This is a genomic window from Streptomyces sp. NPDC093149, from assembly GCF_044754145.1.
GTDB lineage: Bacteria > Actinomycetota > Actinomycetes > Streptomycetales > Streptomycetaceae > Streptomyces.
This window is the reverse complement of record NZ_JBIVON010000013.1, coordinates 85567-107959: the sequence shown is the minus strand read 5'-3', so window position 1 is coordinate 107959 and position 22393 is coordinate 85567. Positions and strand designations below refer to the sequence as shown.

Annotated in this window: 21 protein-coding genes; 13 read left to right on the top strand and 8 right to left on the bottom strand. The window is 69.1% G+C overall.

What is annotated here, in order from left to right; translation table 11 throughout:
• Positions 1–5: 5 nt before the first annotated feature.
• From ACIQCZ_RS31985 to ACIQCZ_RS31970, 4 genes are all read right to left on the bottom strand, one after another.
• Positions 6–233, bottom strand: coding sequence for a hypothetical protein (locus ACIQCZ_RS31985; RefSeq protein ID WP_402287466.1), 228 nt, complete (start codon positions 231–233; stop codon positions 6–8).
• 117 nt (positions 234–350) lie between these two features.
• Complete coding sequence (locus tag ACIQCZ_RS31980; RefSeq protein WP_402287464.1) at positions 351–842, bottom strand: hypothetical protein; 492 nt, start codon at positions 840–842, stop codon at positions 351–353.
• A 119-nt stretch (positions 843–961) separates the two neighbouring features.
• Positions 962–1075 (bottom strand): FAD-linked oxidase C-terminal domain-containing protein, encoded by a 114-nt coding sequence (locus tag ACIQCZ_RS31975; RefSeq protein WP_402287463.1) that lies wholly within the window; start codon positions 1073–1075, stop codon positions 962–964.
• 169 nt (positions 1076–1244) lie between these two features.
• A complete protein-coding gene (locus ACIQCZ_RS31970; protein ID WP_402287460.1) occupies positions 1245–1466 on the bottom strand; it encodes a hypothetical protein in 222 nt (73 codons plus the stop codon).
• A 575-nt stretch (positions 1467–2041) separates the two neighbouring features.
• On the opposite strand from ACIQCZ_RS31970, the gene ACIQCZ_RS31965 reads away from it, so the two are divergent.
• Complete coding sequence (locus ACIQCZ_RS31965) at positions 2042–2878, top strand: pentapeptide repeat-containing protein (protein ID WP_402287458.1); 837 nt, start codon at positions 2042–2044, stop codon at positions 2876–2878.
• A 157-nt stretch (positions 2879–3035) separates the two neighbouring features.
• Positions 3036–4400 (top strand): radical SAM protein, encoded by a 1365-nt coding sequence (locus tag ACIQCZ_RS31960; RefSeq protein ID WP_402287457.1) that lies wholly within the window; start codon positions 3036–3038, stop codon positions 4398–4400.
• Positions 4401–4520: 120 nt separating this feature from the next.
• Here ACIQCZ_RS31960 and ACIQCZ_RS31955 read toward each other — a convergent pair whose 3' ends face one another.
• Complete coding sequence (locus tag ACIQCZ_RS31955) at positions 4521–5234, bottom strand: NAD(P)-binding domain-containing protein (RefSeq protein ID WP_351086095.1); 714 nt, start codon at positions 5232–5234, stop codon at positions 4521–4523.
• 135 nt (positions 5235–5369) lie between these two features.
• On the opposite strand from ACIQCZ_RS31955, the gene ACIQCZ_RS31950 reads away from it, so the two are divergent.
• The 6 genes from ACIQCZ_RS31950 (at position 5370) to ACIQCZ_RS31925 (ending at position 11312) form a co-directional block, all read left to right on the top strand.
• On the top strand, positions 5370–5921 hold the full coding sequence (locus ACIQCZ_RS31950; RefSeq protein ID WP_402287454.1) for a glycoside hydrolase family 25 protein: 552 nt from the start codon (positions 5370–5372) through the stop codon (positions 5919–5921).
• A gap of 233 nt (positions 5922–6154) precedes the next feature.
• A complete protein-coding gene (gene adhP, locus ACIQCZ_RS31945) occupies positions 6155–7168 on the top strand; it encodes an alcohol dehydrogenase AdhP (protein WP_402287451.1) in 1014 nt (337 codons plus the stop codon).
• 265 nt (positions 7169–7433) lie between these two features.
• Positions 7434–7898, top strand: coding sequence for a MarR family winged helix-turn-helix transcriptional regulator (locus ACIQCZ_RS31940; protein WP_402287448.1), 465 nt, complete (start codon positions 7434–7436; stop codon positions 7896–7898).
• A 323-nt stretch (positions 7899–8221) separates the two neighbouring features.
• Complete coding sequence (locus ACIQCZ_RS31935) at positions 8222–9394, top strand: S1 family peptidase (protein WP_402287446.1); 1173 nt, start codon at positions 8222–8224, stop codon at positions 9392–9394.
• 437 nt (positions 9395–9831) lie between these two features.
• Complete coding sequence (locus tag ACIQCZ_RS31930; protein ID WP_402287444.1) at positions 9832–10074, top strand: hypothetical protein; 243 nt, start codon at positions 9832–9834, stop codon at positions 10072–10074.
• Between the two features lie 680 nt (positions 10075–10754).
• Complete coding sequence (locus ACIQCZ_RS31925; protein ID WP_402287443.1) at positions 10755–11312, top strand: hypothetical protein; 558 nt, start codon at positions 10755–10757, stop codon at positions 11310–11312.
• 717 nt (positions 11313–12029) lie between these two features.
• Here the strand turns inward: ACIQCZ_RS31925 and ACIQCZ_RS31920 are convergent.
• On the bottom strand, positions 12030–12857 hold the full coding sequence (locus tag ACIQCZ_RS31920) for a nucleotidyltransferase domain-containing protein (RefSeq protein ID WP_402287440.1): 828 nt from the start codon (positions 12855–12857) through the stop codon (positions 12030–12032).
• A 518-nt stretch (positions 12858–13375) separates the two neighbouring features.
• Between ACIQCZ_RS31920 and ACIQCZ_RS31915 the strand changes: the two genes are divergently transcribed.
• The 4 genes from ACIQCZ_RS31915 to ACIQCZ_RS31900 all read left to right on the top strand — a co-directional run bounded on the left by ACIQCZ_RS31915 (position 13376) and on the right by ACIQCZ_RS31900 (position 18441).
• Positions 13376–14809, top strand: coding sequence for a purine-cytosine permease family protein (locus ACIQCZ_RS31915; protein WP_402287437.1), 1434 nt, complete (start codon positions 13376–13378; stop codon positions 14807–14809).
• 117 nt (positions 14810–14926) lie between these two features.
• Positions 14927–16558: an amidohydrolase gene (locus tag ACIQCZ_RS31910; protein ID WP_402287434.1), complete on the top strand. Its 1632-nt coding sequence runs from the start codon at positions 14927–14929 to the stop codon at positions 16556–16558.
• Positions 16555–17661, top strand: a complete 1107-nt coding sequence (locus ACIQCZ_RS31905; protein WP_402287431.1) for a C45 family autoproteolytic acyltransferase/hydolase — start codon at positions 16555–16557, stop codon at positions 17659–17661. The genes ACIQCZ_RS31910 and ACIQCZ_RS31905 overlap by 4 nt, the downstream gene beginning before the upstream one ends.
• A 144-nt stretch (positions 17662–17805) precedes the next feature.
• Entirely contained in the window at positions 17806–18441 is a 636-nt protein-coding gene (locus ACIQCZ_RS31900; protein WP_402287428.1) for an isochorismatase family cysteine hydrolase, read from the top strand.
• 79 nt (positions 18442–18520) lie between these two features.
• Here ACIQCZ_RS31900 and ACIQCZ_RS31895 read toward each other — a convergent pair whose 3' ends face one another.
• Positions 18521–19369: a hypothetical protein gene (locus ACIQCZ_RS31895; RefSeq protein ID WP_402287425.1), complete on the bottom strand. Its 849-nt coding sequence runs from the start codon at positions 19367–19369 to the stop codon at positions 18521–18523.
• Positions 19370–19656: 287 nt separating this feature from the next.
• On the opposite strand from ACIQCZ_RS31895, the gene ACIQCZ_RS31890 reads away from it, so the two are divergent.
• Positions 19657–20469 carry a GPP34 family phosphoprotein gene (locus tag ACIQCZ_RS31890; protein ID WP_402287422.1) on the top strand — a complete coding sequence of 271 codons (813 nt, stop codon included), beginning with the start codon at positions 19657–19659 and terminating at the stop codon, positions 20467–20469.
• Positions 20470–20917: 448 nt separating this feature from the next.
• Here ACIQCZ_RS31890 and ACIQCZ_RS31885 read toward each other — a convergent pair whose 3' ends face one another.
• On the bottom strand, positions 20918–22297 hold the full coding sequence (locus ACIQCZ_RS31885; RefSeq protein ID WP_402287420.1) for a DJ-1/PfpI family protein: 1380 nt from the start codon (positions 22295–22297) through the stop codon (positions 20918–20920).
• Positions 22298–22393 lie beyond the last annotated feature (96 nt).

The following is a 22393-nucleotide window of genomic DNA, read 5'->3' as shown; positions in this document are numbered from 1 at the left end:
TGCGTTCAGCGACCGCCGCCTGACATGCTCGGTTGAAGCGAGCGCACCAGATCGAAGAACCGGGATTCGTTGCCGCAGAGCCCCGCACGCTCCAGCGCGCCGTCGGCCTCCGCGATCGGCGAGGCGAGCAAAGGCATGTACAAGGGACCTTCGTCAGGCTCCGCGAGCGCCGCCCGAGTGGCCTGCAGCAGCCGGACATACGCCTGGGCCGCGGCGAGTTCGTCATTGCGCATCTCAGCATCTCCCGGTCAGAGGTGTCGGACCCACCAGCATCCCCCATGGGTCTGACAATGCCGGTCCATGCGACGCGGTGCCGGGCACGCGAGCCGACCTGATCCGAACGAGGGGCACTAGTCGCCGTTCGATGGTCCGACACCGGCCGGTGGCTCGACCTCCAGAAACCTTCTTCGGCGTGGCCCGCGGTACAGCAACACCGTCCAGCCCAACTCCCGCAGCACAGCGGCGCACCGGGCCAACTCGCTCTCCTCCGTGTGGGCGGCCCCGCTGCCGGGCGGGCCGAGCCACTCGACCCTCACGCTGCCCGCCGACTCGCCGTGCTCCAGGCGATAGCCCGTCGCGATCCGCAGTCCTGACTCGTCAACGCCCGAGGCGGCCAGACCCGATGCCTCCAGGGCCAGGGCGATGGCCCGTATCGGCCGGAGGGTCTCCCATCGTGCGGGTACGCTCTCCGGACTGCCGAGCCCGGTGTTCGTCAGCCGACGGATCTGCAGCATTCCCTCGAACGCCGTACGAACCGCAGCGGCCCGCCTCTCGTCCGGTACCGCCGCCGTCGGTCCGTCCCCGGTGGCCGGTTCGAAACCCGTCCCGTTCTCGTTGTCCATCAGCGCCCCTCCGCCCGTGCCGTACTGCTGCCAGTGTGCGTCGACCCACTGACAGCGGCGATGGGACCGGTCGGTCGGCCCGAATCATGCCGATACCACCGAACCCGACGGCCCCCCGGTCACACCTGCGACGTGTCCCCTTCACCGGACGGCGGCGACCCGACGCGGCCGAGGATCTTGCCCGGGTTGAGGATGCCGTGCGGGTCGAGCGCAGCTTTCACCGCGTGGTGCATGCCCAGCGCCGCGGAGCGTCGTGCCGGGCCGCTGTCCTCTCGATCCGGGCCGGCATCTCGGGCAGGGCCGTCCGCGGCACACAGCCGTCCTCGGTCAGGACCGGGCCGAGCCGAGCCGTTCGAATGCCGGGTAGGCCTGCCGCCGCGCCTGGAGCAACGCATTGGCTTCCTACTGGTCCGTGGGGACAACGGCCCACGTCGCGCCCGCCCGCTCGAAGCAGTCGCGCACGAGTTCGGCCTCGGCGTCGCCCCCGGTGCATGGGGTGTCGACCCGGCCGAGCAACACCATGTCCGCGTCGGCGAAGAGGCCCATCTTCTTCCATGCGTCGAAGGCGGCCGGATCCGTGAGTACACGCCGGGCAGGGATGTTGCCGACTGGTGAGTGCGCCACGTCCGTGGACACCTCCTGGAAAGCGCATGGCGACCAGTACGTGGGCGATCTCCTCGTCCGAACGGCCTTCGGCGCGCATCCGGTCTTCCACCCGCTCCATGGAGTCGAGCAACTCGCGGTAGCGGATCCGGATGTCGCGCGCCCGCACCCATTGTTCGGGGGCATCTCCCGGATCGAGCAGACGACCGGATCGCTGTTGGTGCACGGCGAAGCCGGATCGGACACGGTCGAGTGCACGACGCCGGCCGACGGTGCGGAGACAGGGGCGGCCAGAGCCGTCCCAGGGGTGAGCAGCGCACTGCCCGCGAGCGTGAGCAGCGGAAGGAGAAGGGCGACGACCAGTCCGCGCAGCAGCGAATCCCGGCGGGAGGCAGAAGGGGACGAGAAGCCGGACAACGGACGTGCAGGCATGAAGAGGCGCTCTTTTCGCTGAAGTGACAGAGCGAGAAGGACGCTGCGGGTGCTGGAGCACCCAGGAGCGATCATGAAATCGGCGCGTACGGGTGACGAATCCCGCTAGGGTTGACCGTCCGGAAGTTCCGTACCCCTTCCACAGCCCGGAGGATTCACGCACCGTGCCCGACCATGTCCAAGGCCCCGGCGCCGACCGTGACGCGCTTCGCGCCGACTGTGCGAATTGCTTCGGCCTGTGCTGCGTCGCACTGACCCTGACCCGGTCCGCGGACTTCGCGATCGACAAGGATGCCGGAAAGCCCTGCCACAACCTGCGGGAGGACTTCCGCTGCGGCATTCACACCGAACTGAGGACCCAAGGCTTCCAGGGCTGCACCGTCTACGACTGTTTCGGAGCCGGTCAGAGGGTTTCCATGGAGACCTTCGGCGGGCAGGACTGGCGCCGGGCCTCCGGGACCGCGCAGCAGATGTTCCAGGTGTTCCCCGTCATGCGACAGCTCCATGAGCTCCTTTGGTACCTGACGGAAGCGCTGTCCCTGGAATCAGCACGCTCCCTCCACGGGGAGATCCGTCGCAGCCTCGACGAGACGGAGCGCCTCACCCACCTCCCGGCCGACGCGTTCACAGAGCTGGACGTGGCAGCCCACCGTGACGACGTCGCCGCCCTCCTGCTCCGTACCAGCACACTCGTCCGAGCCACGGCGCCCCGCAGGAAGAAGCGCGACCACCGTGGCGCCGACCTCATCGGCGCCAGGCTCAAGGGCGCCGATCTCCGAGGCGCCGATCTGCGCGGTGCGTATCTCATCGCGGCGGACCTCACGGGTGCCGATCTGCGTCTGGCCGATCTGATCGGGGCCGACTTCAGGGATGCCGACCTGTCCGGCGCCGACCTCACCGGAAGCCTCTTTCTCACGCAGGCGCAGCTCAACGCGGCCAGGGGTGACGTGGCGACGAGGCTCCCGCCGTCGCTGAGTCGCCCCACGCACTGGAAGCGCTGATTCCGTAGCCGGGCGCCGCCCTCGGCCACCCGGACACCATTCGCGCCGCGCCCGGGGGAACCGGCCTCGGCCGTGGGGCACCACCGGAGCCCGTGGTTCGTTGCACACTGCGGCGTCCCCGGAACGCCTTCGACGACCGGACCGAGGAGTCCCGCACATGTCCAGCAGTACCGACCTCAGCCGCACGGAGCGGAATCGCGCCGACGGGAGCCGCACCCACCTGATCGAGCGGCTGATGAAGCAGTTCCCGCACGTGCCCCGGGAAGCCGTCATCAAGGAGGATCTGCTGCGCGGCGGCGTCGCGTTCGACGAGTCCGCGCTCAGCGACAACGAGAGCGGCGAGGTCAAGCCGAAGTCGTACTTCATCTTCTCGTTCGACCACGGAACCCTCCCCGAGCTGGGCGCTGCCGCGCTCCGGCGTCCGCCGGAGGAGATCGTGCTCACCGGAGGCCCGTACGAACTGCGCAGGACGGTGGTGTCGGTACGGGTCAATCCGGCGTCCCCGTACCGCGTCGCTGCCGATGACGACGGCGTGCTCGGGCTCTACCTCGACGGCCGGCGGATCTCCGACGTCGGCTTGCCGCCGATGCCGGACTACTACCGGCACACCCTGGAGAACGGCAAGTCCGTGATGGAGGTCGCGCCCACCATCCAGTGGGGCTACCTCGTCTACCTGACGGTCTTCCGGGTCTGCCAGTATTTCGGGGCGAAGGAGGAGTGCCAGTACTGCGACATCAACCACAACTGGCGCCAGCACAAGGCGGCGGGACGCCCCTACACCGGTGTGAAGCCGGTGGAAGAGGTCCTGGAGGCGCTGGCCATCATCGACAAGTACGACACCGCGAAGACGTCCACCGCCTACACCCTCACCGGCGGTGCGATCACCTCCCACATCGGGGGCCGTGACGAGGCCGATTTCTACGGGCAGTACGCCAAGGCCATCGAGGAGCGTTTCCCCGGCCGCTGGATCGGCAAGGTCGTCGCCCAGGCTCTGCCCAAGGCCGACGTGCAGCGCTTCCACGACTACGGCATCCAGATCTACCACCCCAACTACGAGGTGTGGGACCGTCGGCTCTTCGAGCTCTACTGCCCCGGCAAGGAGCGTTACGTGGGCCGTGACGAGTGGCACCGCCGAATCCTGGACTCCGCGGAGGTCTTCGGTCCGCGCAATGTCATCCCCAACTTCGTCGCGGGTGTGGAGATGGCCGAACCCTTCGGCTTCACGACGGTGAAGGAAGCCATCGAATCGACCACCGAAGGCCTGCGGTTCTTCATGTCGCACGGCATCACCCCGCGCTTCACCACCTGGTGCCCGGAACCCACCACCCCGCTCGGCAGGACCAATCCGGACGGGGCGCCGCTGGAGTACCACATCCGCCTGCTCGACGCCTACCGCGCGACCATGGAGGAGTTCGGGCTGAGTTCGCCCCCCGGCTACGGGCCGCCGGGGGCAGGGCGTGCGGTCTTCTCCGTGAGCTCCTTCATGGACAGTCTTCCGCCCCGTCCGGGCGACGATCAGTAGCAACGGGCCCGTCTCCGGAGCCGTCTCGGCTCCGGCGACGGGACGGGCTCTCGCATCGCGTCCGCCAGGGATGCCGGGTGGGCACGGGGCGCCCCAGTCGACCGGCGACGCCCCGTCAGATCAGGCGCGCCACTCCGCCGTGCGCTCCGGGGAAGCCGCGGCGAGTGCCTTGGTCACGGCCTCGGCGTCGCCCTGGTGTCCGTAGACGGGTGTGCCGGGCTGCTGGTGCCAGGACTCGTCGAGGCTGCCCGCGTCCACGGTGTCGAAGCCCAGTTCGTCGATGAGGTCGCGCACGACCTGCTTGGCCGCCGCGTCGTCGCCGGCCACCGGCAATGCCTGACGACCCGGGCTGCCCTTCGGGCGGCCGTTGTCCAGGATGTCCTGTGCGTACGTCCCGTTGAACGCCTTGATCACCGGGTGGCCGATCTGCTGCTCGGTCCAGCGGCTTTCCGGCAGGCCGTCCTCGATCGCGCCGATGCGGCCGTCACGTTGCTGCGGGTAGTAGTTGCCGGTGTCGATGACCACGGCCCCTTCCGCGGCCTCGGCCAGGAACCCTGAGGGCAGAAGGGGGACGGCCTTGAGGGGGACGGTGACGACGACGACCTGCGCTCCCCGAGCAGCCTCCGCGGCGGTGACCGGGGTGGCTCCGGTTTCTTCGGCGAGCGCGGCAAGCGTCTGCGGGCCGCGCGAGTTGGCGACGGAAACGTCATGGCCGAGCGCGGTCAGGCGCCGGGTGAGGTTGCCGCCGATGTTGCCCGCTCCGATGATGCCGATCTTCATGGATCCGACCTTCCGATGGTGCGTGCGGTACGTGGTGAGCTCTCGCCGCTTCACCAACCACCCTCCGCAGGTCCCTATTCCGGTATTGGCAAAACGATTCGCTCGTTCACCGGAAGGGTGGGACCGGGTGACTGCGGGCACCTACAGGAAGACAACCGGAATCACCGTGCTCATTTGGAGGGGGTGCCCATGCTGCACGGCATCGATGTCAGCTCGTATCAGTCGTCCTTCGACACGAACGGACTGGACTTCGTCCTCATCAAAGCCACCGAGGGCCGTTCGTACATCAATCCGCAACTGAACTCACAGGTCAAACGCGCCAGGGACGCGGAGTGCGTGGTCGGCTTCTACCACTTTCTCTGGCCGGGCGACATCACGGCTCAGGCGGAGTACTTCCTGAGCAAGGCCCCGGAACAGGCGGGGGATCTGCTCGCCGTCGACTGGGAGGAGAACGGGGAGGGCACACGGGCGAGCAATGCCGAAAAGGACAGCTTCATCCGAGAGGTCAAGCGACTGCGCCCTCAGCACAGGGTTCTGCTGTACTGCAACCGCTACTTCTGGCTGAATCACGACACGACTTCGTATGCCGGGGACGGCCTGTGGATAGCCGATTACACGACTGCGGGAAATCCGAGGATCAAGGCGCCCTGGCGTATTCACCAGTACACCGACCAGCCCCTCGACAAGGATGTTGCCGCCTTCTCCTCACGGACCGCCATGCGTGACTGGGCTCGCGGGTAGCGGCACGCGCGGGCTGCGAGTCCCGCGCTCGGGCATCGGCCATCGGACGCACGGTGCTGGGCACCGGGCCCCGAAGAGGGGGCGGCGCGGGGGAGTGGCGAGAGCGGACCGGAGAGGCGAAAACCAGCCATCCCGAATAGCCTGTTCCGAGGCTTCTGTCACCTCCGCGGCCTCGGGCGGTGGCTGATCAGCCGGACGTGCCCGATCTGCCCGACCGTAGCGGAGGAGTGTCCATGAAAGCCGCCGTTGTCCGCCGTTTCGCAGAGCCGCTGGTGGTCGAGGAGAGGTCCGTGCCGTCGCCCGCCGGCCACCAGGTGCTGGTGCGGATGGAGGCCTCCGGGTTGTGCCACACCGACATCCACGCGGCTCGGGGCGACTGGCCGGTCAAGCCCGATCCGCCGTTCGTACCGGGACACGAGGGTATCGGTGTCGTCGAGGCGATCGGTGCGCAGGTCTCCCATCTCGCGGTGGGGGACAGGGTGGCCATCCCTTGGCTCGGAGAGGCGTGCGGACGCTGCGACCACTGCGTCTCCGGCTGGGAGACGCTCTGTCTGAAGCAGCGGAACAGCGGCTACTCCGTGGACGGCAGCCACGCCGAGTACGCGCTGGCGCACGGAACATATGTGGTGCCGGTCCCCGGAGGCATCGATCCGTTGGATGCGGCGGCGCTGACCTGTGCGGGCGTCACCACGTACAAGGCGGTGAAGCTGTCCGGCGCGCGCCCGGGGACGCGCGCGCTCATCTCGGGCATCGGCGGCCTGGGGCATCTTGCCCTGCAGTACGCGCGCATCTTCGGCGCCGAGACGATCGCTGTCGACGTCACCGATGAGAAGCTGGCGCTTGCCCGTGAACTGGGAGCCGATCACGTCATCGATGCCCGGGTTCAGGACGTTGCGGAGGAGACGCAGTGGCTGGGCGGGGCGGACGCGGCCATCTCGCTGGCGGTGAGCAACGAGTCGTTCGGTGCCGCATACGGTGCTCTGCGCAGGGGAGGCACGCTCGTACTGGTGGCGCTGCCCGCCGAAGGCAAGCTGGAACTGCCCGTCTTCGACACGGTGCTGAACGGTAAGAAGGTCATCGGTTCGATCGTCGGAACCCGCGAGGATCTTGCCGAGGTCTTCCAGCTGCACCGGCTCGGTCGTACACGTGTGGTCCGCGAGAGCCGAGCGCTCCAGGACATCAACACGTCGATCGACGACGTGCTGGCAGGCAAGGTTCCGGGGCGTCTCGTCTTCGACATGCGCTGACCCGACCGCAGGCGGGCGGAGCGCGGCGGCACACCTGTGTCCCGTCTGCGGTGTTCCGGCAGGGTGTGGACAGCTGCCACCCGGGTTCGCATCGTTCCGTACGGCCGCAACTGTCCGGTGCCGCCCCACGGGAGCGGGCGGCACCGAAACCTGGAAGCGGAAACGCGCGGACTCGTCGACCGGCAGGCACGAACGCGAGGCGTCCATGACGTACTCGGATCAGTGGGTGAGTACCTACCATTGGTCGAGGCCTAAGATGTTGTCAATGAGCGAGACCCCGCCCAGCCTCCTGGGACTCACGACATATTTGTTGTCCAAGACCGGCAAGGCCGCGCGGAGCCGACTGGCGTCACGGCTGGCCGAGCGTGATCTGAAGCTCTGGCACATGGCGGTGCTGTCGGCGCTGGTCGATTTCGGCCCCCATGTGCAGCGGGAACTGGCGGCACGGCTGGGGATCGACCGGAGCGACATGGTGAAGATCGTGGACGATCTCGCACTCGTCGGGCTCGTGGACCGGGCTCGTGACACCACCGACCGTCGTCGTGTCACCGTCACGTCCACCCCGGCCGGTCGGAAGGCGCTCGCGGAGCTGCAGGGTGAAGCCATGGCTGTCCAGCGGGACCTGCTCGCTCCCCTGACCGGCAAGGAACAGGCCCAGTTGGCGGCGCTGCTGAGGCGAGTCCACGCCCATGTCCATGAACTGCCCGAAGGGGCGCGGTCCGGTCGTTGAGCGATTCCCGGGTCCGGTGCGGCGGACGTCCCGTGTGACCACAGTCGCGGCTCAGCCGCTCCGTGACGTGCGCTCGGGCGCGGAATCGACTCCCTCATTCCGTAGGCCGTCACCGAGACCCCCCTGCCGAACAGGCGGCAGTCGTATTGACGGTCATGCGGAGCGTTCCGGCCTGGAGCGTGAATTGGCATGGACCTGATGATGCTGCTGGGCTACAGTCCGTTGCGGCACAGTCTGAGAGCGCTCTCAGCTGAGACCTCTCGGGCGCCTGCTGTTCCTCCCCACGATGTCGGAACAACAGAAGGGTCATTCCGTTGAGACGCATGACAGCCTTACGCGCGAGTCTTGCCGCCACCCTGGTCGTCGGAGCCTGGGCGACTGCGGGTCTCGCCTCCGCCTCCGCTGTGAACTCTCCGTCCACAAACTCTCCGTCCACTCTTTCCCGTTCCGATGGCGCCGAGGCGCCGGCGTCCGACGGGTTGATTTCGGCCATGGGCAGGGACCTCGGTCTGACGGAAAGCCAGGCCAAGGCGCGTCTGGCCGCCGAGAAGACGGCAACCGCCGTACAGGGCACGGCGCGACGGGCCGCCGGAACGGCGTACGCCGGTTCCTGGTTCGACCCGGACAGGGGGAGGCTCACCGTAGCCGTCACCGACGCCGGGAGGGCCGACGCCGTGGGCGCGGCGGGCGCAGACGTCAAGCTGGTGAGTCACAGCGCGCGGCAGCTCGACGCGACCAAGGCACGGCTCGACACACTGTCGGCACCGGATGGCGTCAGCAGCTGGCACGTCGACCCGAAAGCCAACCGGGTCGTCGTGAACGTGGTCTCGTCCGCACAGGATGACAACGATGTCCGAAAGTTCGTCGAACGGGCCCGCGAGGCCGGCCCGGTCCTGGTGAAGCAGACCCCCGAGGCGCCCAGGACCTTCTCCGCCGGGACCGTGGGCGGGGATCCGTACTACACGGGCAACGTCCGGTGCTCCATCGGCTTCTCCGTCCATGGCGGCTTCGTCACCGCAGGACACTGTGGCCGGGCGGGCGCCGCGGTCAGCGGTTGGGACGGCTCGGCCATCGGCAACTTCCAGGGATCGTCCTTCCCCGGTGACGACTACGCCTGGGTCAGTGTCGGCAACGGCTGGTGGACCGTACCCGTGGTCCTTGGCTGGGGTACCGTCTCCGACCAGCTGGTCCGGGGTTCGGCGGAGGCGCCCATAGGTGCCTCCGTCTGCCGCTCCGGTTCCACGTCCCATTGGCACTGCGGAAACGTACTGGCCACGAACGAGACCGTGAACTACAGCCAAGGCGCGGTCTACCAGATGACGAAGACGAGCGTCTGCGCCGAGCCGGGTGACTCCGGCGGATCGTTCATCAGCGGAGACCAGGCACAAGGAGTCACTTCGGGCGGCTGGGGCAACTGCAGCGGCGGTGGAGAGACCTGGCACCAGCCGATCAACGAGATATTGAACCGGTACGGGCTGACACTGCACACCGCCTGACCGCACGCGGGCCGGCCGGACGGTGTCCCGGCCGGCCCTCCATGCAGGACCTGTGGACCTGTAGCGACCGGGGATTCATCGTTCCGGAGCGGTGGGCCTGCCCGCGGTCGAGGGTGCGCCCGGGTATGTGACGCGGACGGCGAGGGGCGTCACGCGACGCCGCAGTCGGAACGAGGGGGCGTCCATGCCGGGGCGGGTGCTGCAATGGCATGGGGGGACGACGGCCCGCTGGGACTTGGGCGAATCGGGGCCACCGGCCCGGATGCGGAAGCGGCGGTGACCGGACAGCGGAAAGCCGGCCGGATCATGGGACATCCCTTTACGCGAGAGCCTGGGTGGCGACGGTGGCTGGTGCGAGTGGTGCGAGTGGTGCGAGTGGTGCGAGTGGTGCGAGTGGTGCGAGTGGTGCGGTGGACGGGGAACGGCATAGACCGGGCGTGCAGCGCGGGCACTCGTTGCCCGTGAAGAAGAAGCACCGCATCATCCCGGGCGTGCTCATGTTCTGCGTGGCCGCAGTGTCCGTCTGCGCCACCTCGATCATCTGGCCATGGGCTGCCGGGGAGCGCGCACGGATGTGGGTCGACGCCATCTTCTTCGCCTTCATCGTGCTGTTCGCCTACTCGGTCGTTCTCGGTGACCGCACACCCGATGACTTGGCGAGATTCTGGGGTGGGGTCTGAATGACTCCCTCCGCCGCGTTGCGATCCACGGCACCGGGCCCCGTTCGCTGATCCGACCTGATACGAACGGAAAGGCCCCTGACGCGCCGTCGTGCATGGCCTTCCGGATGGGCCCTGCGCTGTGTGTGACCGGTTCGACGGCGTCGGACGGCAAGTGAAGTGCGTCGGACGTGGGGAAGCCACCGCGTCCGCACAGCCGGTTCTCGGCGCAATCGCTGTCCTGGAAGGTGACCGACAATCCTGCGCGGATCCGGTGTGGATCCGTGATCGCGCCTTGCTCTCCTGTGGATCGTCCGTGGTGTCCCTGCGCTGCGTGCCCGGAGTTTTCGCAATGGTTGTCCAGGCGGTTGTTGCAGGTCGGGGGGGGGCGAGTGGCGGGCGTTCGGAGTGTTGGCGTGACGCGGTTTCGGCGGGTGTCAAAGACGGACACGCTGGCGTCAGAGTGACCGGGAATCAGGAAGTCGCCCAGACAGACCAACGAATAATCAACTCACCGATTTTTGAGCCAAGTTGGAAATTAATAATATTATCCGGCAATAGCATTTGGCGTACGAGTTGTCCCCCAATAGGAGACCCACCCCCTTTCACCAATGCATCCGATATGACAGGTATGTGGACCGTCAGTACGTTCAATCACGGGTCGACTGATCAGTCGGCCTCTCTGAGACAGGAGAAGTGACATGGTTACCCGTTCCACCGTTGTTACCGCCGCGGTAGCGGCAGCGGCGGCCCTGGCCGCCACCGGCATCACCTACGCGTCGGCCGCCACCTCCGAGCCGGCCCAGGCCGCCCCCGTCGTCCAGCAGGCCGCCGCCCCCGTTTCGGCCCTCACCGGTGGCGACTCCGGCAAGGGCAACGAGGGCAAGGGCAACGAAGGCAGGGGCGAGGAGGGCAGGGGCGAGGGAGGCCGTGGCTTCGAGCGTCGTGGCCACGAGGAGGAGCGCTTCGAGGGCCGGATCCACATCAACGAGCGCACCTACTCCGACGAGCGCGGTGGCTGCATCACCGTGGTCAGCGGCCTCGGCTCCAAGAGCCTCAACATCCGCAACGACAGCCGCCGGACCGTCGAGGTCTTCCGCGGGGCCACCTGCGACAACGGTGCCCCCATCGCCACCGTCGGACCTCACAGCTCCAGCGACGGCGTCTTCCCGGGCCACGTCCGGGGCGGCGTGTGGGTCCGCGACGGTGTCGTGGGCAGCTTCCGGGTGATCGACCACCGCCACGGGGGCAAGTGGTAACCGAGTCACTCGCCTGACACGGAACCCCGGCCCGCCGGAATCGGGCCGGGGTTCCCGCCCGGGCACCCCGTTCGGCTTCACGGCCGACCAGCGCCCGATGGCGCACAACACCTGCCCAGCCGAACCGGAAGTCGGACGGCGAGGCATCGCCCGTCAGACCGCAGCAGCCGGACCGGCCAACGGCCTCCGGCTCTCGGAACCGGACAGGCCCCCTCGGCAGGGCCCGGCGACCCGGGCGGCACGACGTGGCACCGGCGCGGCAGACGCCGTCCACGTCCCGGCCGCCCCGGAATCCGGTCACCTCATGACCGGTCACCCCGCGGGCCCTCCCGAGCCGGAGCGTGAAATCGCACCCTGGCACGCCGGAGTGACGTCCGGCGATCAGTACCCGGAATCAGGCACTGCCGCTCAGAAAGCCCCCACGCACAGCGTCGGTATCCCGGACCACGGACCGGCGTCGGCGAACCGCGAGGTCGCCAGGGGCGGAGGGACTCGCGTGGCGGCAGCGCGAGGGTTTCCCGCCCGAGCGCCCGTCCAGGCTTGAGCGCCTTCGCGGTTCGGTTCGACGGAGATTCAAAGTCTGCCGGCGAGCCGACCTTTCTGCGTCACCGGGCATCGGTGACGGCCGGGGCGGCGCATCACGGTCGCTCATGACTCGAACCGTGCGCCGCGGTCAGCAGCCGGCATCATGGACGCCGAGGTCACCGGCTCCTCGGCTCAGGAACCGGACTCGACAGGCCGGACGGAGCCCAGCGCGGCACGGGTCTCCTCGACGAGCACCCGTGCCTCCGCCACCGTTGCGGTGAGGGACTCGGCGGTGTCCCCTGGAGCGCCCAGCAGGCGGCGGACCCGCAGACCGAAGTCGGTCGGTGCGCCCGGCAGCGTCTCGGCGACGGCCAGCGCGCCCTTCTCGTTGAGGCACCACCGCCGATCCTCGGCGAACAACGCCTGGACCAGGACGCCGAAGGCCCGCGAGAGGCAGAGCGAAACATGGAGCGTGTCCGCCCGCGCCGCCCCCTTCGTCGCGACATCGACGAGAAAGTCCGCCTCCCAGGCTCCCGCCCTCAACGCCTCTCGTAGCAGCTCAGGGTAGGAACTGGTGCGTCGTTGAAGGCTTTTGAGCTCGCCCGTCGGGTCGGCCAGTACCTGACCCAGCGCCACCTCGCCCGCATAGCAGGGCGACCAGAATCCGAGGGGGTGCCCGGGTTGTACGCCTACCTCGAACCGGCCCTCGCGGCAGTCCGTCCACACCTGTTCGACCCGGTCCAGGTCCCGCAGAATCCAGTCCACCGCCACGCCGTCGACCCGCAGCCACGCACCCCCGTTCACCCAAGGGCCCCAGCCGCCCGGGCCGGCGACCTCCACATCGGGGCCGGCCAGCCCGCGCAACGCGGCGAGGTCGAGCCCGGCCCGGTAGTAGACGCCGAGATCCCAGTCCGATTCCGGTCGGTGCTCTCCGCGTGCCCGGCTTCCGCCGAGCAGCACTCCGATCACACCGGGCACCTCGGCCAGGCGGTAGGCCATGTCTTCGACAATCATCCGCATGGAGCGAGTCTCGCAGCCGGCAACGCGTCGGGCCGCCCGATTACCGCGTCGGCCGTCGGATCCGGCCATGCGTGGGCTCCGCACGGCCGGATCCGATGCCCGTCGACCTCATGGGGCATCCGCCGGGTCCCACCTCGGCGGATCGTTCCGGACGGTCATGGCCTGACATGCCCTGCATCCGGCCGGCCTTCGGGATCACTACGGGCGGCAGGTGTTGACGATGGCCACTGCGCGGCGCGGCCGGATGGGCGCGGCCCAGGCCCAGGCCACCCGCACCGAGAAGCCGTGGCGTCGAACCCGTGGTCATGTCCCGGCCGCGTCCCCCGCGGGATGCGCTCCGGCGCGATGTGCGAGCGGCGGTCCGCGCGATCTCCCGCACGGCGCTCGCCGGGCAGCTTTCGCTTTTGTACGGAACGAGGTCTTGACGCCGTGGAGGACTAGCTATTGGATGTGTGACCAATAGCTTGTTGGTCACGCGCCCAATAGTGTCGTGCGGCCGGTGGACCCGAGAGGCCTCGATGACGACGACGAACGACACCACCTCCGCGAGCCCTTCCGACGGGCGCGGCGCCGAGCGAGCGGGGCAGCTGGAAACCCGGGGCATCGGTCTGGTCCCGGAGGAAGAGCGCGGCGGGCGGCCGCGCCGGCTGTTCGCGGTCTGGGCGGCGCCGAACGTGAGCTACCTGAGCTTCGTCGTCGGCGCCACGCTGATCCTCATGGGGCTCACGCTCCCGCAGGCGCTCGGCGTGATCCTCGTCGGGAATCTGCTCTGGATCTGTACGGGCATCATCGCGGCGAGCGGTCCGGTCGCGGGCACGAGCGGGTCGGTCATCTCTCGCGCGATGTACGGGGTCGTGGGCAACAAAGTCGTGCTGGTCCTGACCGGTTGGTTGATAGCCGCCGCCTACCTCGCCCTGAACTGGTCGGCCGCCTCGGTCGCCGGAATCGGTCTGGCGGGCCGGTTCGGTCTGCCGGACGACTCGGTCACCGACGCGGTCGTCATCTGCGTGATCGCCGGGGGAACGCTGCTCATCGCGATCTTCGGATACGCGACGATCGTTCGTCTCTACACCGCACTCAGCGTCCTCCTGACGATGGTGTTCGTCGTTGTGACGGGGTACGTGCTCGCCGCGGCCGACTGGTCCTACACTCCCGCCGAGCCGCTCAAGGGGACCGCACTCGCCGCGGCACTCGGTACGGGTCTCGCGATCATCGCCTCCACGCCGCTCTCGTACAGCAACAGTCCAGATCTCGCCCGGTACTTGCCTCGCGACAGCAGCCCGGTCGCCGTCGCCGGATGGACAGCGTTCGGCGCGTACCTGCCGAGCACCGTCTTCACCGTCGTCGGCGCGCTCGCGGCGACCGGTCTCGACATGAGCGACCCGGAGGCCGCACTGGAGAGTGTCCTGCCGGGCTGGTTCATCCCCGTCTTCGTCATCGCGGTCGTCGTCAACACCATGACGAACAACGGCATGACGGCCTACAGCGCCAGTCTGTCCATCCAGTCGGTGGGCGTCCGCCTCGCGCGCATCCCGGCGGTCCTGATCATCGGTGTCCTCGGCACAGCCATGACGCTGTACGCGATCCTGGTCTTCGACTTCCTGACCAGCGTCAACACCATGCTCCAACTCGTGGTTGTCGTGACCGGCCCGGCCATGGCGGTGGCGGTGACCGACCTGGCCCTTCGGCACAACCGCTACAACGGAACCGATCTGCTCGGCCAGCAGCGGGGCGGCCCGTTCTGGTACCACCGCGGCGTCCACTGGGCCGGAGTCCTCGCGCTCGTCGTCGGTGGCCTCACGTCCGCGATGTGGGTGAACACCAGCTTCTGGACCGGCCCGATCGCCGACGCGCTGGGCGACATCGACCTGGCGATCCCGTCCGGCATGACCGCCGCCGCGGCGGTCTACTGGGCGACGACCCGCGCCCTTCGAAGCATCCCGCGCATCTGACGCGCACCCTTCGACCGATTCCACGGGCCAGCGTCGCGCTGCGAGGCGCCCGCCGAGGAGCCGCCCCGTGCCCGCCGAACCCGCACACCGAACGCAGCAGAACCAGAAGGAACCACAGTGCACGCCGACGTCATCGCACTCGCCCACCATGTCGAACATCTGGCCGCGGACACCATCGGTCCCTGCGCCGACGCGGTCGCGATCGCCGACGGCCGGATCATCGCCGTCGGCACCGCGTCGGACCTCGAACCACTGCGTGGACCCGGCACGGCCGTCCACGACTTCCCGGGCGCCGTGATCCTGCCCGGCCTCACCGACGTCCACGCCCACCCCGTATGGGGGTCGATCTCGACCGGCAGCGGCGTGGACCTGTCCGGAGCCACCACTCTCGGTCAGGTGTTCGCCCGGCTGGCCGCAGCCGCGGACACGCGGGCGACGGACGAGTGGATCACCGGATACGACCTCGATGTGAACGTGTTCGACGGCGACCCGACCGGCATCGTGCTCGCGGAGCACTTCCCCGGGCGGCCGATCTCCTTGATGACGAGCGATGCGCACGCTCTCGTCGTGAGCCCCCGCGCCGTGGAACTCGCCGGTCTCACCGGCCGCGAGACGTTCACCGACGCCTCGTCGATCGAGGTCGGCCCGGACGGCCGCCCGACCGGACTCGTGGTCGAACTGCAGGCCATGGACCTGGTATTCGACCACCATCCCGAAGTGCCGGTGGACACCGCCGCCGAGTACGTGCGCCACCAGTTGGAACGTCTCGCGCGCAGCGGCCTCACCGGCCTGCACGCGCTCGACTTCTCCGACCCCTCCGAAGCGGTGTACCGGCACATCGAGGAACACGGGGACCTGCCGCTGCGCATCCGCTGCTCTCCGCTGGTACCGGCCGATTCGCCGCCGGACGTCTGGCAGCACATCGCCGACCTCCAGGGCCGGAGGGGGCGACGATGGCACGTCGAAGGCGCGAAGTTCATGCTCGACGGGACCGCGGACAACGGCACAGCGTGGTTCGACCACCCGGACATCCACGGCGAGAACCGAGAGTCCTTGTGGCGCGACACCGACGCATACCGCGCCGCGATGCGGTTCTTCACCGAGCGCGGCATCCCGACCGCGACCCACGCGATCGGCGACCGGGCCGTCCGGTTCGCCCTCGACGTCATCGAGGAAGTCGGTCCGGGTACCCGTGCCCCGCACCGCATCGAGCACATCGAGTCCATCCCCGACGACCTGCTGCGCAGGTTCGCGGAACTCGACGTCGTCGCAAGCCTCCAACCCGTGCACGCGACCCGGCACACGCGCGCCGACGGCACCGACAACTGGTCGCGACGCATCGGGCCCGACCGCGTCGCCCACGGCTGGCGCACCCGCGACCTCCTGGACCACGGCGCCGTCGTGGCCCTCGGCTCCGACTGGCCCATCGGCCCCGGCGATCCGCGCATCGGCCTGGCCGACTGCCAGTTGCGCCGCCCGGTCGAGGAGCCCGACGCGGCACCCGTTCAGCCCGGCCAGGCGATCTCCGCACGCGAGGCATACACCGGCATGACCGCCGCGGCGGCGTACGCCGCCGGAGCCTCCGACGAACTCGGACGGATCGCGCCCGGTTGCCTCGCCGACCTCACCGTGTTCGCAGCCAATCCACTCGACCTCGCCCCTGAAGCACAGCCCGGCAATGCCGTCCTCGCGACGGTCGTCGGCGGTGCGGTACAGCTCCATACGAACACCGCGAAAGGACGCTCGTGACCACGACGTCAATTCCCCGCCCCCACCACCGCCACCATGTCAAGGCCGCCGCCGCCGACCCGTACGACCGCGGCGTCGCCCGCGGTGAGCGACTGCGCGACGGCATTCCCGCCGCGATCGACGCGTACGACCGGCTCTTCGCCCTCGGCTCCATCACCCCCGCCCGGGTACGCGAGGACGCGGAGCGCGGTCTCGACGCGATCGGGCGGTTCCGTCCAGGAGCGCGTGCCGAGATCGAAGGCATCGCCCACGGGTCCGGCGCCGAGCCGTGGCGCATCGGGGCCCTCAACGCGCGCACCGAGATCCTGGCGCGCAGCGCCACCGTGCCGCCCGGCGAATGCACCACGATCGTGCGCCGCGCCGCCTGCGACGGCCGTTCGGTGCCACGCACCTTCGGTGTCCAGACCTGGGACTGGCACATCGAACTCAGCGCCCTATGGCACACGCTGGAGGTACGGGGCGGCCGCCACGACTTCGTCGGCCTCACCGAGAACGGCATCCTCGGCAAGATCGGCGTCAACAGCGCCGGCCTGGCCCTGCACTTCAACATCCTCGGACACGTCCGCGACAGCATCGGCGGCATCCCCGTGCACGTGCTCGCGGCGATCGTCCTCGAAGAGGCAGGAAGCGTCGCCGAGGCCGTGGAGATCGTCCGCAGCGCGCCGCTGACATCGTCCGGTTCGTTCGCGCTCTTCGACGAGACGGACGCCGTCCTTCTCGACCTGAGTCCGGTCGGTGTGTTCTCCATGCAGCCCGAACAGGGCATGTTGGTGCGTACCAACCACTTCCTGACGCCGGGCCCCGCCGCGGACGAGAAGACATGGCTCTACCAGCCCGATTCGGGAGAACGGTACGACTTCGTCCGCGCGCGCCTCGCGCGCACGGAGCCGCCGGCCACGCCCGACGACCTCGCGGGCTGCCTCGTGACGCGCGACGGTGAGCCACCGGTGACCTGCCTGCCCGACGTGGACAAACCGCTCGGCCAACGCTGGGCAAGCCTTGCGACCGTCACCCTCGAACCCTCGACGCGCACCGCCAGGATCCTCGACGGCACACCCGCTGACATGGGTTCGCGCGACTGGCGCACGCTCACCGCCGGATGACGCGGCGCTGCCGAGGCGGATCCGGTGCGGGTGTCGTCCCGGGCGGGCGTGACCGCAGTGCTCGGGGTGTCGTTAACGGGCGGCGAACCCGTCGATGTCGCACGACACCCCACCGAGCCACCGCAAGGTCAGGAGAGCGCCGGCATGAACCACCACTACGACTCCGGTCGAACGGCGATCCTGCTGGTCGACCCCTACAACGACTTCCTGTCGGAAGGCGGCAAGGTCTGGCCTGCCGTGAGAAAGGTAGCCATCGAGGTCGGCCTGCTGGACAACCTGCGAACCGTCACCGCCACCGCGCGCGCCGCGGGCATCAGGGTGTTCTTCGTACCCCATCGCCGCTGGCGCGAAGACGACTACGTCACCTGGGCCCCCCCCAATCCCACCCAGCGCGCCATCCAGCAGCGTCACACCTTTGCCCTGGGCACCCGGGGCGGCGAGTTCCACCCCGATCTCCAGCCCACCGAGGACGACATCGTCGTCCACGAACACTGGGCCCAGAGCGGCTTCGCCAACACCGACCTGGACGTCCAGCTCAGACAGCACGGCATCACCCATGTCGTACTCATCGGCCTGCTCGCCAACACCTGCATCGAATCCACGGCCCGATACGCGATGGAGCTCGGCTACCACGTCACCCTCGTACGCGACGCCACGGCTGCCTTCAGCACCGAGATGATGCACGCAGCCCACGAGCTCAACGGCCCCACCTTCGCCCACGCCATCGTCACCACAGCCGACCTCACCCGGCGCCTGGCGCCGGAGCGAAACGACCCGTGAGGAGGATCGGACAGGTCGGCGGCGAGAGCGTCGGGCGTCTTTGGTCCGCCGCCGACCGGTCCGTCGCACGGGCCACGGTCTAGCGACTTTCGTTCGGACCCTGGGCGAGCGGGGCGCCCGACGGGGATTGCGCCTCGTCCGTCGCGGGGCGTGACACGTACAGCGTGGTGTGGAAGTAACCGTCGCTCTCCTTGCCGCGCGGATCCTCACCGGCCGCGATGACCGCGGTGACCGCGTACTGCTTCTCCTGCGGGCTGGTGAAGCGGCGCTGCGGGAAGGTGCGCCCGGAAGCCTTCTCCGTGATGAGGCCGTACGCCTTCAGACAGTCGGCGATGGGCTGGTAGGAGCCGGTACGCAGTACGAACGCAGCGACCCGCACGGGCCCCTGGACGTTCTCCAGGAGAGGCCGGAAGGTGCGTTGCGACAGAAAGCTGGCTCCGCCCGTGATGGTGATCAGACAGGTGCGCCGTACGGCCTGACGCAGGGCAGGGCCGGCCGGTGCGACCTCCAGGTTCTCGGCAAACCCGTCGTCCAGCAGGCCCACGGCACGAGCGTAGGAGACGGCACGGGGTGCGGCGTCGAGCCCGACGACGCGAACCGCGTCCGAGCGCCGATGAGCCGCGTAGAACTCCTTGTCCCACTCGATCAACTCGGCGGTGGTCATCGTGGTGGCATGCGGGGACGTGTAGTGGGCGTACAGGTCGTTCCAGGTGAGGTGATGGTTGAGCAGGGCGGCGTTGAAGCCGTACGAGCAGCAGATGTCCAGCACCGTGGCCGGGCCTGCCGCGTCCTTCGAGGACCCGCATGTGTCGAGCATGTGCCGGAACACGCCCTGCGCATGGTGAGGGGTCTGGTACTCCCAGGGCCCCAGGGCACGGAAGTACGCGCGAGGGTCCGGCTGGTCGTAGGTGTCGTCGAACGGGGTCATGCTCCCGGCGGTGGAGTGGGCCTCACCCGGGGGGTCGCCGACCACACGCGGTGGCGAATCCTTCGGCTGCGCAGAGGGCATCACATGTCCCTTCTTCCCGGTCAGAACCCTTGTTCCCGCACCAGTCAACGCCCCACTCCGCTTGGGGGGAACAGGGCGGACACGAAACCAGCCAGGTGTCGTTCGCAAGATCCGCTTCGACAGCGCCTGGTGCGGCCAGTCGCGGAGCCGGCGCGAGGGTCGGCGGAGGGCTCCCCTCCGCCGTCGGCCGCGCCTAACCTGCAGGTATGACCATGGGGGACGAACTGCTCCTGCTCGCGACAGTCCCGGGCAGGCGACGTATACGGATACGGGCCGATGACCGGCTCCGGTTCGCCCTCCGGGCATCGGAGTTGGCGGATCTGGGCCTGGCCGGACGGATCATGGTCGGTCCCCGGCGGATCGAGGTGACGGACTCCCGGCGCGTTGAGGACCGTCGTCTCAACAATGTTCTGCACAGTCTGGGTGCGGCTGCTCCACCACCGACCCTGAAGGACTGGCTGCGCCAGACACCGCGCTCCCTCACCATCGAGTACCTCTCCCGGCTCGAGGACCAGAAGGCGGTCCGGGTCCGCCGGTGGCGCGAACCCGGCGGCCGTACCCGCCACGACATTCTCTCCGTCGACCTGCCGCGCCGCCGGGCGCTGCTGGCCCGTCTCGACAGCGTGGTCCGCCACGGCTCCACCATGCCGAAGGCCACCCGCGACGTATCCCTCGCCGTGCTCGTCCAGGCTGCGGGCCTCGCCCCTGCCGTCTACCCAGGCCTGCAGGGCATCACCGATCGCCGTCGTTTGGCAGCCCTCGCCGCACCCGAGCACCTCACGCCCACCACCGCCGGAACGGCCGCGGTCGCCGACGAGGAACTCGCAGCAGCGCTGACCACCGGCGCCGATGCTCTCACCCGCCGACTCCTCGGCGAGCTGAGCGACCTCTACGCCGACTTCACCACCGGCGGCCACGGCCTCGCCCATGACCTGGACCCGGGTGGTTGGTCCGGGGGAGGAGCCGGCAGCGGCCATCACGGCGGCGGGCACGGGGACGGCGGCCACGGCGGCTGGTGACCGACAGCCGAGAGTCGCACGACTCGTGTCGGAGCCCGGTGGTTCGTCGGGCGTTCCCATCCACGGAAGCCGCCGAAGACCTGCTCTGCGGGCCGGGGCCCCATGACGGTCTCTCCTGTCGAGGAGGCTGCGGGTTGTTGGGCGGAACGGCCGTTCCTTGTCGCTGCGCTGACGGTGGAACGGCGCCGTTCGCCCGACCGGGGCAGCGCTGGCCCTCGATCCGGGCCGGACTCGGCAACCGCGGCGGACAGCATCCGGTGTCCCGGGTGGGCACATGCCCGGGACACCGCGTACATGCCGCCCAAAGCGCTGAACGTGACCACACCGCCGGCTCTCGCAGAGCCCGCCGTGGACGTCCGCGGCGTCCGCCGAGTGATCGTTCGGCCGCGTGGTGGTCGTCCTCGGTGACTGGCCGCGTTCCACGGGCGTCCGGGGATCCAAGTACCGGCTACGCCGTGCGCCGGCGCCGCACCGCCTGCCGGATCACCACGGGGACGAACCCCACTCCAACGCTGATCACGACTGCTCCCGCGGCCAGCAGAGTCGGCCGCCAGGGCCAGGTCGCACCGCTCAGTTCCAGATGGGACGAGGGGTATTCGGAGAACTTCGCCGTGACCAGGGCCGTACGGACGTCGCTGTGCTCGGCGAGGTCGCGCAGGACCGGGTCGAAACCGAACTCCCCCTCACGCCGTCCCCCACTCGGCAACTCCACGGCAAGTCCGTTGTGGCGCGCCCACGTGCGCAGCGGTGTGTCCACGGCCGAGGTGTCCGCGACGCCGGGCATCACGAAGCGGTCCACCCCGTGGGAGCCACCGCGTGCCGTCTCGGCGATCAGGACCAGGCCGTGACGGGTGGTGATGCTGTCGTGTGCCCCGAGCACCACCGTTCGCGCGGTGAAGGACACCCCGGCGTAGGCTTCGAAGGCCGCGGCCGCGTCGATCTCGCCGACACCGTCGACCAGGCCGATGCCCACGGTGGGCCGCAGCCAGGGGAATGCGGCGTTCAGTGCGTACGGCACGTCGCCGATGGCGAGTCGGTTGGCCGGGATCGCGGTTGGCCCGTCCAGGGTCCAGCCCGGATACGACAGCCCCTTCCCGATGCGGGATGCCTCGTCCTTGCCTGCCAGTTCCTCCACCATCCGCAAGGCGCCGACGGTGCCGGAGGTGATGCCTGCGGTGGTGGTCACCCGGCCGTCCTCGACGTACCGCTGACCGCGCTTCCAGTGCACCTGCGGGTATTGGCGCTTCAGCGAGCTGATGCCGGACCAGAACGAGGTCGCGTCGCGGCCGTCCAGCAGGCCGGAGGCGGCCAGGAGTTCCGATCCCGCGCACACACCGAGGACGCGCGCACCGTTGTGATGGCGTTCGGTGATCCACTGGCGTGTTGGGGCTTCCTTGGCGTCGGCCGGGTCGGTCACCGCGGGCACGACCACCACATCGGGTTCCGGCAGTGTCCCGCGCTTCACTTCCGCCAGCGTGTGATCGGGAAGCAGATGCGCTCCGCCGGACAACGGGGAGACACGGCGATCGGCCGCCACGGTGTAGACGAAGAACTTTTCGGACTCGGCGAACACCTGATACGGCGCCAGCACGTCGGTCGCCACGGAGCCCTTGTTGCTGACCACCACTGCCACCGTGATGCGGTCCTTCGGCACCGGCCGGGCGGCAGGCCACGACCGCATGCCGGATGCGGCAGGAGCAGGCGCGAAGCTGTCCGCCATGGACGCACTCACTCCGGCGAAGACGATCCCGGAGAACGACGCCACCGACAGCACCATGCCCGTCAGGACCCAGCCGGCACGGCGGACCGCCTTACGGCCCTTACTCATCTCGGAACTCACCTCGGACAAGACATACCTCCATGATTCGGACATGTAGTGGCAGTGCTGCTGTGCACCCGTGGCTCGATGCAGGGAAACGGAAGA